This window comes from Hymenobacter siberiensis (assembly GCF_018967845.1).
Classification (GTDB): domain Bacteria; phylum Bacteroidota; class Bacteroidia; order Cytophagales; family Hymenobacteraceae; genus Hymenobacter; species Hymenobacter siberiensis.
The window spans coordinates 436344-449200 of the sequence record NZ_JAHLZZ010000001.1 but is presented as its reverse complement, the minus strand read 5'-3'; the positions used below and the strand labels follow the sequence as shown (position 1 = coordinate 449200).

The 12857-nt window shown below is 64.1% G+C and carries 5 protein-coding genes; 3 read left to right on the top strand and 2 right to left on the bottom strand.

The features are described 5' to 3' along the window. Positions 1 to 17 precede the first annotated feature (17 nt). Complete coding sequence (locus KQ661_RS01955; protein WP_216685523.1) at positions 18 to 1547, bottom strand: NAD(P)H-hydrate dehydratase; 1530 nt, start codon at positions 1545 to 1547, stop codon at positions 18 to 20. On the opposite strand from KQ661_RS01955, the gene KQ661_RS01950 reads away from it, so the two are divergent. From KQ661_RS01950 to sdaAA, 3 genes are all read left to right on the top strand, one after another. After that, positions 1524 to 2120 (top strand): RBBP9/YdeN family alpha/beta hydrolase, encoded by a 597-nt coding sequence (locus KQ661_RS01950; protein ID WP_262898289.1) that lies wholly within the window; start codon positions 1524 to 1526, stop codon positions 2118 to 2120. The two genes, KQ661_RS01955 and KQ661_RS01950, sit on opposite strands and share 24 nt — an antisense overlap. Positions 2121 to 2242: 122 nt before the next feature. Further along, entirely contained in the window at positions 2243 to 2710 is a 468-nt protein-coding gene (msrB, locus tag KQ661_RS01945; protein ID WP_216679100.1) for a peptide-methionine (R)-S-oxide reductase MsrB, read from the top strand. A 102-nt stretch (positions 2711 to 2812) separates the two neighbouring features. Continuing rightward, positions 2813 to 3715: an L-serine ammonia-lyase, iron-sulfur-dependent, subunit alpha gene (gene sdaAA, locus KQ661_RS01940; RefSeq protein WP_216685521.1), complete on the top strand. Its 903-nt coding sequence runs from the start codon at positions 2813 to 2815 to the stop codon at positions 3713 to 3715. An 84-nt stretch (positions 3716 to 3799) separates the two neighbouring features. Here sdaAA and KQ661_RS01935 read toward each other — a convergent pair whose 3' ends face one another. Next, on the bottom strand, positions 3800 to 12706 hold the full coding sequence (locus KQ661_RS01935) for a T9SS type A sorting domain-containing protein (protein ID WP_216685520.1): 8907 nt from the start codon (positions 12704 to 12706) through the stop codon (positions 3800 to 3802). Between the last annotated feature and the right edge of the window lie 151 nt (positions 12707 to 12857).

Here is a 12857-nt window from a genome sequence, read left to right as displayed (position 1 = left end):
ACCAGCTAAAGCAGGCGCTACACCTCGGCCAGCGCCGGGCCCATGTGCCGCACAATGTCGCTGGCTACCAGCCCGGCCTGGCCGGTTTGCGCGGCGGCCCGGTCGCCGGCCCGGCCGTGGGCGTACACGCCCAGCCGCACCGCCTCGAATGCCGGCAATTGGGCGTGGGAGCGTAGGGCCAGCAGCACGCCCGTGAGCACATCGCCGCTGCCGCCGGTGGCCATGCCGGCGTTGCCGGTGCTGTTGAAGTGCAGCTCGCCGCTGGGCGTGGCCAGGCAGGTGTAGGCCCCTTTCAGCACCACCAGGCAGTGGTATCTGGTGGCGAAATCGCGCAGCAGTTCCAGCCGGTGGTAGTCGTCGCGGGTGGGCTCGGTAAGGCGCTCGAACTCCTTGGGGTGAGGGGTGAGCACCGTGTTTTCGGGCAGCAGGTTCAGCAGTTCGCGGTGGCTGCCGAGCAGGTTCAGCGCGTCGGCGTCGATGACGAGGGGGAGGGGCTGGCCGGTTTTTCCGAGTGGCTTGGCGGCCGCTTCCAGCAGTTGGCGCAGCACGGCGAGGCTGGCCGCATCCTGCCCCAGGCCCGGGCCGATGCCCACGGCCTGGTAGGGTTGCAATTCCGGTAGCTCGCTGATAAAATTGGCCTGCGCATCGGTCAGGCACATGGCCTCGGGCTGGCTGATTTGGAAAATGTCGTAGCCGCAGCCGGGAATGTGGGCCGTGAGCAGGCCCACGCCGCTGCGCAGGCACGCGCCCGCTGCCAGCACGGCCGCGCCCATCTTGCCCCGGCTGCCGGCCAGCAGCAGCGCGTGCCCAAAGGTGCCCTTGTGGCTGAATTTGGGGCGCGTTGGTAGCTGGCCAGCCACGGCGGCGGCATTGGTATAGTGCCAGGGCGTGGCGGTATTGGCGATAAACTGTGGGCTCAGGTCGATGTCCTCCACCTCCCATTCGCCCACGAATTCGGCATTCTGCGGCAGCAGGAAAGCCAGCTTGGGCAGGCCGAAGCTCACGGTGTGCCGCGCCCGCACCACGGCGCTGGCGGCCGGCTGGGGCGCATCGGCGAAAAGGCCGCTGGGAATATCCACGGCTACCACGCGGGCCCGGGCCGCATTGAGGTGGGCCACCACGGCGGCGGCCAGTCCCGCCAGCGGCCGGCTGAGGCCGGTGCCAAACAGGGCGTCGACCACTACGGTATCGGCCGAAATAGCGGGCAGGGCTTCGGCGCTGATTTCGGTCACCGGCACGGCGGCGGGCAGGCGCTGGCGGTTGTGCTGCCAGTCGGCCGAGTAGCTGTCGGCGGGCAGCAGGGCCACGCGCACGGCGTAGTTGGCCCCGTGCAGTAGGCGGGCCAGGGCCAGGCCGTCGCCCCCGTTGTTGCCGGGGCCGCAGAGCAACAGCGTATCGGCGGGCACCCGGCCGTGGCCATAGTGGTCGTAAAACCAAAACAGCAGCTCCTGGGCGGCGCGCTCCATCAGCTGCGCCGAGGTGATGCCCTGCCCGGCAATGGTGGCCTGGTCGAGCGCACGGGTTTGGGCGGCGGAAAGAATTTTCATGGGGAAGAAGGAATCCGGAAGCTACTTTTGGTTATGCAAGAAACCACTCGCGTCTTTATTGTACCCGGCCTCGGCAGCTCGGGCCCCGACCATTGGCAAACGTATTTCGAACGTACGCAGCCGGATTTTACCCGAATTGAGCAACGCGAATGGGACGTGCCCGACCGCGCCGAATGGGTCGCCCGCCTCGAAGATGCCCTCGACGGCGAAGACCTGAGCCAGGTGGTGCTGGTGGCCCACAGCCTGGGCTGCGCCACCATCGCACACTGGGCCGGCCAGTACGGCCACCGCATCAAAGGTGCGCTGCTGGTGGCCCCCAGCGACGTGGAAACCGCCCGTTACGCCGCCTTTCCCACCACCGGCTTCGCCCCGATGCCGCTGGCCCGGCTGCCTTTTCCCAGCAAAGTGGTGTTCAGCCAGAACGATGATTGGGCCACGCCCGCCCGCGCCCGGCAGTTTGCCGAGGCCTGGGGCAGCGAGCTGGTCGATATCGGCGAGGCCGGCCACATCAACACCGCCAGCGGCTACGGCGACTGGCCGGCCGGGCTGGCGCTGCTGGAGTCGTTGCTGTAAGGAACGGGGTGAAATAGCGTCTGACCAAGGCCGCTGAAAACCTCCCGGGCCCGGTCGCGTTTTATTAACTCCCTTGTTGCCGAACTCATCCGGCAAGCTAAAGCTTACCTCACAATCCCGATATGCAAACCTGGAACGACGTTATCCGCCTCGCCAACCATCCTACTCCTTCGCCGCGCCGCGTGGATAAAACGCCCGCCGAGTGGCGCGCCCTGCTCACGGCCGAGCAGTTCCACGTCACGCGTGAGCACGGTACCGAGCGCGCCTTCACCGGCGAGTACTGCGAGGCCCACGAAGCTGGCCTCTACGCCTGCGTGTGCTGCGGCACGCCGCTCTACGACTCCCGCACGAAGTTCGAATCCGGCACCGGCTGGCCTTCGTTCACGCAGCCCGTGGAGGAAAGCGCCATCCGCTACAAGAAAGACACCAGCTACGGCATGACCCGTATTGAAGTGCTTTGTAATGTGTGCGATGCCCACCAGGGTCATGCCTTTCCCGACGGCCCCGCGCCCAGCGGCCTGCGCCTGTGCATCAACTCGGCCAGCGTGAAGCTGGTGCAGCAGGAGCCCGCCCAGCAACCCGCCGCGTAGCCGCCACCTTGCGCCAATCCCGTAGCTTTAAGCCCCGGTCGAAGACACCTTCGGCCGGGGCTTTGCGTTTATAGCTCACTTCCCGCCTCAATCCCACCCGCCATGTCTTTGCTATTTAATGATTTTGCCTCTTGGGGCGCGCACTGCGCCGAAACCGGCGAACTTCTCTACCAGCCCGTCCTCGCCTACGAAATCGAGCAGAAGGGCCGCACCGAAGAAGAAATCTGGACCGGCCTGCAACGGGCCTACGACGTGATGCGCGACGCCGTGAAGGAAGGCTTGACCGGCGACATGACCTCGCGCTCGGGCATGATAAACAACGGGGCCAAGAAGATTGCCGCCTCGCCCGTCACCGTGCTCTCGCCCGAATTCAAGCAGCTTATCACCCGTGCTTTGGGGGCCAAGGAGGTAAACTCCTGCATGGGCCGCGTGGTGGCCGCGCCCACCGCCGGGGCCTCGGGCATTTTGCCCGGCGTGCTCGTTACCATCCAGGATTTGCACAAGCTGAGTGACCGCCAGATTCTGGAGGGTCTGCTCGTAGCGGCCGGTATTGCCCTCATCATCGAGCAGAATGCCTCGCTGGCCGGGGCCGTGGGCGGCTGCCAGGCCGAAACTGGCTCGGCAGCCGCCATGGGTAGCGGGGCCATTGTGTACTGCCTGGGCGGGCCGGTGGAGCAGGTGTTTGCCGCCGTGGCCGTCACCATCCAGTGCATGCTGGGGTTGATATGCGACCCCGTGGCCGGCCTTGTGGAAGTGCCCTGCGTGGTGCGCAACGCCTCGGCGGCGGCCATTGCCTTCTCGTCGGCCCAGATTGCCATTGCCGGCATCGACCCGGTTATTCCCGTCGACCAGTGCGTGGCCGCCCTCGGCGAAGTGGGCCAGAGCATGGAAACCCGCTACAAGGAAACTGCCCTCGGCGGCCTGGCCGCCACCAAGCGCGGCAAGGAAATCGAGAAGATGGTGCTGGTGCAGGACGTGAACATCCTGCCCGACGAGGACGCCTGAGTAACCAGAAATCAGAAACCAGAAACCACAAAAAAAACCCACTGGCATTGCCAGTGGGTTTTTTTGTATCGAGCCTAATCGTGGCTACTCGCGCACCAGGCGGCGGGTTTCCACGCCGTCGGTGTTGCGCAGGCGCAGCAGGTACACGCCCGTGGCCACACCCGTCAGGTCGAGGGTGCGGGTGGCGGTACCGGTGTTGGCCGGTAGCAGCTCGCTGAGGATAACCCGGCCCAGCGCGTCAAGCACCGTGAGCTGGGTGGCGAGGCGGTAGCCGGTCAGCTCCAGAGTTACCTGGCCCGTGGGCGTGGGGTTGGGGTACACCTGGAGGCTGGCCCCGGCAATGCCGTTGCGGGCCGCCGTGATAACCAGCGGGGTCGAGGGCAGGGAGGTGCAGCCGTTGGTGTTGGTCACCACCACGGTGTAGGAGCCGTACTGGGCGGGCAGGCCGTTCACCACATAGGTCTGGCCGGTCGCGCCCGCAATGGCCACGCCGTTGAGGAAGAACTGATTGCCGGTCGTGGCGCTGGAGGTCATCGTCGTCGTGGTCCCGTTGTACACCACGCTGAGGGTGGGCGTGGCCGGGCGCGGGTTCACCGTGAAGGTGGCCGTGGCCGTGGCGGCGGCGCAGCCGCCGGCGGCGACCACCGTGTTGGTCACGGTGTAGGTGCCGGCCGTGGAGGTCGCCAGGGTAATCGCGCCGGTGGTGGCGTTAATCACCAGGCCGGTGGTCGAGGCGTAGGTGCCGGCCGTGGCCCCGGTGCCCAGCGTGGGCGTTACGGCCGTGGTCGAACCCGCGCAGCCCGTGGTAGTAGCGTAGCTGAACGTGGCCGTCGGAGCCGCCGTGATGGTCACCGTGGTGGTGGCCGTGGCGGTGGCGCAGCCGCCGGCAGCGGCCACCGTGTTGGTCACGGTATAGGTGCCGGGCGTGGACGAGGCCAGGGTAATCGCGCCGGTGGTGGCGTTCAGCGTCAGGCCCGTAGTCGATGAGAACGTACCGGCCGAAGCACCGGTGCCCAGTACAGCGGCCGGAGCCGTGGTGCCGCTCACGCAGTAGGTCGATGCCGTGCCGTAGCTGAACGTGGCCGTCGGAGCCGCCGTGATGGTCACCGTGGTGGTGGCCGTGGCGGTGGCGCAGCCGCCGGCAGCGGCCACCGTGTTGGTCACGGTATAGGTGCCGGGCGTGGACGAGGCCAGGGTAATCGCGCCGGTGGTGGCGTTCAGCGTCAGGCCCGTAGTCGATGAGAACGTACCGGCCGAAGCACCGGTGCCCAGTACAGCGGCCGGAGCCGTGGTGCCGCTCACGCAGTAGGTCGATGCCGTGCCGTAGCTGAACGTGGCCGTCGGAGCCGCCGTGATGGTCACCGTGGTGGTGGCCGTGGCGGTGGCGCAGCCGCCGGCAGCGGCCACCGTGTTGGTCACGGTATAGGTGCCGGGCGTGGACGAGGCCAGGGTAATCGCGCCGGTGGTGGCGTTCAGCGTCAGGCCCGTAGTCGATGAGAACGTACCGGCCGAAGCACCGGTGCCCAGTACAGCGGCCGGAGCCGTGGTGCCGCTCACGCAGTAGGTCGATGCCGTGCCGTAGCTGAACGCAGCAACTTGGCCGGCGGTGATGGTCACCGAAGCTGTGGCCGAGCTGCCGCAGGCCCCGGTCACCGTGTAAGTCACGGTGTAGGTGCCCAGGGTCGAGGCGCTCAGGTTGATGGCACCGGTGCTGGAATTCAGACTCAGGCCCGGCGTCGAGCTGAACGTGCCGCCGGCCGTGCCTGTCACCGTAGCGGTGGGGTTGGTGCCGCTGGCGCAGAACGTCGCGCCCGAGTAGGCGAACGTGGCCGTGGTGGCCGGCGTGATGGTCACCGTGGTGGTGGCCATAGCCGCCGCGCACGAGCCCGAAGCCGTAATCGAGTTGGTTACGGTGTAGGTGCCGGCCGTGGAAGTGCTGAGCGTGATAACGCCGGTAGTGGCGTTAATGCTCAGGCCCGTGGTGGAAGTGAACGTGCCCGCCGAAGCGCCGGTGCCCAGCGTGGGCGCAACGGTGCTGGTGCTGCCGGCGCAATACGTGGTAGCGGCCGGGTAGGAGAACGTAGCAACCGGAGCCGCCGTGATGGTCACCGAAGCTGTGGCCGAGCTGCCGCAGGCCCCGGTCACCGTGTAAGTCACGGTGTAGGTGCCCAGGGTCGAGGCGCTCAGGTTGATGGCGCCCGTGCTGGCATTCAGGCTCAGGCCCGTGGTGGAGCTGAACGTGCCGCCGGCCGTGCCCGTCACCGTAGCGGTGGGGTTGGTGCCGCTGGCGCAGAACGTCGCGCCCGAGTAGGCGAACGTGGCCGTGGTGGCCGGCGTGATGGTCACCGTGGTGGTGGCCATAGCCGCCGCGCACGAGCCCGAAGCCGTAATCGAGTTGGTCACGGTGTAGGTGCCGGCCGTGGAAGTGCTGAGCGTGATAACGCCGGTAGTGGCGTTAATGCTCAGGCCCGTGGTGGAAGTGAACGTGCCCGCCGAAGCGCCGGTGCCCAGCGTGGGCGCAACGGTGCTGGTGCTGCCGGCGCAATACGTGGTAGCAGCCGGGTAGGAGAACGTAGCAACCGGAGCCGCCGTGATGGTCACCGAAGCTGTGGCCGAGCTGCCGCAGGCCCCGGTCACCGTGTAAGTCACGGTGTAGGTGCCCAGGGTTGAGGCGCTCAGGTTGATGGCGCCCGTGCTGGCATTCAGGCTCAGGCCCGTGGTGGAGCTGAACGTGCCGCCGGCCGTGCCCGTCACCGTAGCGGTGGGGTTGGTGCCGCTGGCGCAGAACGTGCCCGTGGCGTAAGCAAACGCCGCCGAAGTAGCCGGAGCAATGGTTACCGAAGTCGTAGCCGAAACGGCGGCGCAGGTTCCGCTGGCGGCCACCGTGTTGGTTACGGTGTAGGTGTCGGCCGTGGACGAAGCCAGCGTGATAACGCCGGTGGTGGCGTTAATGCTCAGGCCCGTAGTGGAAGTGAACGTGCCCGCCGAAGCGCCGGTGCCCAGCGTGGGCGCAACGGTGCTGGTGCTGCCGGCGCAATACGTGGTAGCAGCCGGGTAGCTGAAGCTGGCTACCGGAGCCGGGCTGATGCTCAGCGTGAAGGTGGCCGTAGCAGCCGGGCAGGGCGTCGAACCCGCCGAGGTCAGCGTAATGGTCACCGAGCCGGCTGTTACGTCAGCCGCCGAGGGCGTGTAGCTGGCGGTCAGCGTAGTAGCATTGGGCGAGAAGGTGCCCGTGCCGCTGGTGGTATAGGTGCCACCCGTGGCCGAACCACCCACCGTGCCAGCCAGCTGATAGGCCGAGGTGCCACAGGTGCTGGCCGTAGTGTTCGGGAACGAGGCCGTGGCCGGCTGGGTCACATTCACCTGAACGGCCGTGCGGGCAGCTGCGCCAACGCACTCGCTGCTCACGCTCCAGTCGTAGAAGTAGTAGTAGTAAGCGGCGCCCGACGAGAACGTATTACCCGTGATGCTCACCGTGCCGCTGGGCGAAGTGTAGGGGTATACCCCCCCGGCCGTATTGCGGTAGAGGCTAGCCGTCGAGGTCGAGGCATTGGCCAGCTGCAGGCCCGTGCCAGTCGGCAGCGGGAAATTAAGCGGTACGAACGTCTTGACGTTCAGGTCAGCTGCCGTAAACGTTGCTGCGTAGGTTTGCAACACTGTGCCGCTGCTGTTGAGCAGCTGAATGTTGGTGATGCCGGCAGCCGTTGGGAATACAGATACCCCAAGCAACGTAGTGGGTGCGGTTACATTGAATACCAGGGCGTAGTAGTTGTCGGTGACGCCGCCAGTGCTAATCGTATTGTCGGCCGGGCCCACCCGCTCGCTGCCGCCGCTGTAGGCTTCGGCGTAGTAGGTAGTCGAGGCCGTGAGGGCGGGCGTGGTGTAGGTGCCTGGCGTAGCCGTGGTGAGGGCGGTGCCGCCCGTGGCCGCGCTAAAGAAGCGCACCAAGCTGCCCGCCGAAGCCGTAGCCGTGAGCGTAGCCGTGCTGCCCGAGCAGATGCTAACCGGCGTGTTGGTAGTAGCTACCTGTGGGTTGTTCACCGTGATGGTGCTGACGTTGCTGGTCGCAACACCAGTGTTGCAGCGCACCTGGGCGCGGTAGTAGGTAGTGGCCGAAATAACGGGCGTCGTATACACGGCACTGCTAGCGCCGGCGATGTCCGTAAACGTCACGTTATCGCCACTCTGCTGATACTGAATGCTGCCATTGGCCGCCCCCGTAAGCGTGAGCGTAGCCGTGCCACTGATGCAGATTGCCGAAGCGGCCGGCGCCAGGGTACCGGCTACTGGGGTCGCTACCGTGCGCGTGGGCGCTGGCGTGAGCTGGTCGTTGGAAGTATTGCCGTCGCCGGTTACCGTAGCGGTAATGGCAAAGGAGTACGTGCCCACGGCAGTCATGTTCAGCGTGGTGGGCAGGGTTACTGTCTGAGCGGTGCCGCTGGCCAGCGTCCCCGTGTTGATGGTCGTGGTCAGGGTTTGGGTGGTGCCGCTGGGTGGCGTTACCACTACCGTGATGGTAGCAGGGTTCAGGCTGAAATTCAGCGTGCCTGTGCCGGCATTGCGAATGCTGACGCTTACGGCCTCGGTGGGGCTGTAGCAGGTGCTGCTGGTAGCCGGAGCCACCAACGCCACCGGGGCCAGGTCGGAGGTTAAGGGCGTAAACTCATACGCACCCATATCGGGCAGGGCGCCGCGGGTAGTGTTGCGGAAGTCTACCGTAACGCCGCTGATGGGCGTGCCGACATTATTCAGGGCCACATTGCCGGGAGTCAGGTCGTAGGGGAGGGTCGTGGTTTGCACAAATTGCGGGTCCACGCTAATGGACTGCGCCTCCAGGGAGGTGGCAGTGCGCCAGTCGGCCAGCGTAGTGGCATCCAAGCTGTTGAGGCGGCCGATACGGGCCACGCCAGCGGCGCCGGCCGTCACGTACAGGTCGTTGTAGTCGAGGGTGCTGCCCGCGTAGCTGGCCAGCGTGGTGTAGTGGGCATACAGCGGAGTAGTGGCCGCGCCCGTGCCGCCAATAATACTGAAGATGTTATTGCGCACATCGATGTTGGCCGCGGCCGTGGCGGAGATGCCGTTGCCGTTGCTGAAGGCCGCCGAACCAGCCGAGCCAGTGCTGAGCTGGCCGCTGAGGTACACCGTATTGAAGTAATACTGGTCGCCGTAGCCGCCATTGTTATTGATGCCGCTGGTATTCCAGGAGGCGCTGCTAGCCGTTGAGTTCAGGTTGTAAACCAGGTTGTTGTCGAAGCGGTTGGTCGAAGCATTTGCCGCCGTGTTGAAAGTGCTGGTCGAAATCTGGGTAGAGATGCCGTAGAGCTTAGCGGTGCTTGTGCCGTTATAAGTCAGGTTATGAACCGAGTTGCGGGTCACGCTACCGGTTTTCACGTCCTGCAGCAGAATGCCGGTCATGTTGGAGGCAAACGTAGTAGTAGGGTTCACAATGTTCTGCACCTCATTGGCGCTCAGCACCGGACTGATGGCGCTGCCCACTACAATACCATATTGGTTGATATTGGCCCCGGAGGTAGCCGTAGCTGGCCCCACCAGGTTGCCCGTGATAACCAGATTGTCGAGTCCGCCGGCCGAGGCATTGGCCGTGCCAAAAGCCTGGATGCCGGTCGTGACGCCCTGCACACTGTTGTTTTGCAGCGTCACGTTGTCGTTGTCGGCTCCGTTGAGGAGAATGCCGATGGTTGTGTTGGCCGTAATGCCACCGCCGGTCACGTTCACATTGCGTACCGTGGCAAACAGATTCGATGGCGTAATACCCGTCTGGGTAAGCAGGCCCAGGCTATAGGTGCTGGCCGTCTGCGAGGTATTGGCCAGGGTCAGGTTGCGGGAGGTGCCGACTGGGGTGCCGCTCCCGTTCGAGCCATCGATGGTGACGTAGCGGGTACCAGCCAGCACGAGCACACTGCCGGCCGCGGTTACCACCGGCGAAACGCCGGTGTTAGGCTTAACCAGCAGCGTATTGGTAGCGTTGGCATCGGGGTTGTTGAAGAATATCACCGGGAAGGTTTCGCCCGTAGTAGCCGAATAGGCATTATCGAGCAGCAGGAACGTTACCGGCCCACTCATGCCGCTGGAGGAATACGCATTGGCGGCTGCCGTGAGGGTCGCATAGGTGCGGGAGGCATCCGGCGAAGTGCTGGTACCCACGTAGTAAATTCCGTTCAGGGAGGTCAGAATAGTGTACTGAAAAAACGAAGCAGGTATCGTGCTGAAGGTGCCGCCCGCCGGACTCGACGAAACGTTGCCGGGCACGTCCTGTGCCACCACGTAGTACTGGATGACATCGCTCGGCACCACGCCGCCCAGGGCCGCGTAGTTGAGCGTGAAGGTGTACGCGCTGCCGCTCACGCTCGTGGCCAGGGCCGAGGTAAAGGCCCCGCTCGTGCCCTTGCGGTAAAACAGTCGGGGAACTGCGCTCGCCGACACGCCGCTCGGGTCTGTAATGGTAGTGGATAGGATGCGGTTGGCCGTGCCGGAGGTGCTGCCCAAGGCCGTAAACACGATGGATGGGCCCGTCAGGTCCAGCGGGGCAAAGGTGCCTTCGTCGGCGCCCAGGTCCGGGGTGCTGCCGTTGCGGGTATCGCCATCAAAGTCGGTCGTAATATCCGTGATGGGGGTACCGGCGCTTTCGACCTGAGTTGGTATGGCCGGGTTGATGTGCAGGAAGGTAGCCGCCGTGCCCGTCGTGCTCAGGAATGGCACGTCTTCGGTAGCCGAGTTGCTCTCCCGGCTTGCCACCAGGGCTTTGTAAGCCGTCAGGGTCTGCTGCGCATTGGTAGCGGTTGTAGTGCCCTCCACGTAAATCAGATTGGTAGCCGAGGGCGTGCCAACGAAGTACAGGTTGTTGTTGGTGGTGGTGGCCAGGTTGGCCGGGGCTGTGCCCGCCGTGCCGCTCACGCGGCGCAGGGCGGCCGTGTAGGCTCCCGTGCCGATAGCCGCGCTTTTATTCACCACAATGTTGTTGCGCAGGTCCAGGGTAGCACTGGTCGAATTCAGGTAGATACCCGACGTGCCGAACGTGGCGCCCGTGCTGTTGGCATTGAGTTGAATGGTATTGTAATAGGCATTGATGGTGGTGCCGCCGCCCACGTACAGGCCCGCCACGCCCAGCAGGCTGGTGCTGGCCGGGGCCGTAATATCGCCAATCAGGTTGTTGCTGGCCGTAACGGTCGTGCCCGACACAATGAAGAGGCCATAAGCCACCCCGCCGCTGGTACCCGCCGAAATGCCATAGATTTTGTTGCGGTTCAGCGTAACTGTAGCCCCGGTTGCGGTGTAAATGCCGTAAGCAATGCCGCCGGCCGGAGTCGTCAGATTGCCAAGGGTATTCTGGCTGAAATTTTTAACCGTCGTGGATACCGGGTTGCTGTTGATACCCCCTACCGCATGGCTCGTGGAAGTAGAGGTGCCGCCTACCGTCAGGTTGGTAAAGGTGTTCTGGGTAACCGTCTCGGCCGTGGGCGAGCCCAGGTTGTAGTATCCGTAGAGAAGGCCCGAAATCGTGCCCGCGGTGATGATGCTGTTGTTATTCACCGTGTTGCCCGTCACCGTAGCCGCCGTAGTCAGCGCCTGAATACAGTAAAAGCTGCCCGACGTGGTTGCCCCACCCGTTTTGGTGTTGCCGGTGATGATGTTATTAGTCACATTAAGCGTCGTCGGCGAGCCTCCGTACACCAGTGCCACCGTGCCGCTGCCGGCAGTCGTGTTGTTGGTCACCGTGTTCGAGCCCAGGTTTACCGTCGTGCCTGCCCCGAAGTTATATACCCCATAAAAGGTGACTGAGGTCGTGGTTGCACTGCCCATGTTATTGGCAGTTACCGTATTGTTTGAGATGTTTATCGTCGCGGCCGAGGCCGTGTTGTAGATGCAGTAAATGATGGGTGAGGTAGCCGTAGCATACGTACAGTTCGTCACGGTATTACCCGTGATGTTCACCGTATTGCCGGCGGCCGTGCTCCCCGTACCGTTCTCAATACCTGACATCTGCGATGAGGTTGCGCCGCTGGCCAGGGTAATGGTATTGTTGGTAATGTCAATGTTCGAGGAAGTGCCGGCGGGCGTGTAAATACCACGCAGCGTGCTCGTTACCGTGCTGGCTGCTATCGGGGTTGAGGCCGTGGCCGACGTGTAGTTCAGCGTACTGTTAATGGTATTGCCCGATATTTTCAGGCCGTTCTGGTAAGTGCCGCCCGCTGCGTAACCCGTAGCCGTGCCGCCAAAGTTGCCAATGGTGTTGCCGGCCGTTACCCCAATTTCGTTGTTCTGGTCGTAGTTGGCAGTGGTGGTGGATGACGAAGCCGCGAAGTAGATGCCCGTCAGCGAGTTGGTTACCACGTTGCCATATACCCGGTTGCTGGTATTGGCTCCGCTGGTAGCGGTTGCCGCCACGGCCGTCGCCGAAGCTGCCGTAGAAGGTGCTCCGTAGATGCCGATAGTGCCAGTGTTGGTTTTGTTCAGCGTCACCACGCAGTTGCGAATAGTGTTGAACTGGCACCCGTCCGTGGCCGAGGGCCGGAACAGGGCGTAGCCGAATTCCATTTGGGTAGTAGCCGTGGTGTTAGCCGCGTTCTCGGCTACATCCAGGCCGTCAATGGTGACATAGTCGGAACCCGATAGGCTGATGATGGCGTCGAGGTTGGTGGTGGTGCCCACGCCGGCCGTGATTTTGGGGTTGGCCCCGGTCCCGCTCTTCTGGAACAAGATGGGGTTGGCCGCCGTGCCAGTGGCCGTGATGGCCCCGGCCGTGGGCGAGGCGAAGGTTTCGGAATAGCCCGCCGGCACGTTGAACGTGACGCCGCCCGCCCCCACGCCCTGGGCGTTGAGGGCCGTGATGGCAGCGGCCACGGTGGCATAGTCTGCCGGGATGGCCTTGGTACCCGTGAGCTGGGCGCGTGCCGTCGTGGCGCTCATCAGCGCCAGGAGCGTCACCGCCAGCCACCGGCCCAGCCGATTGCTTAGAAAAGGTGTGTGCATAGAGGTTTGGAAATAGGGTTTGGGGAAGAGGGTTAGGGAAAATGAAAAACAGAATGGAATAAGCCCAGTAAATGGGGGCGTAAATTAATCAAGATTTCAGCTCCTGACTATTATCATTGTTCAGGGCGTAATCCTCCTCGTTGCAGAAATT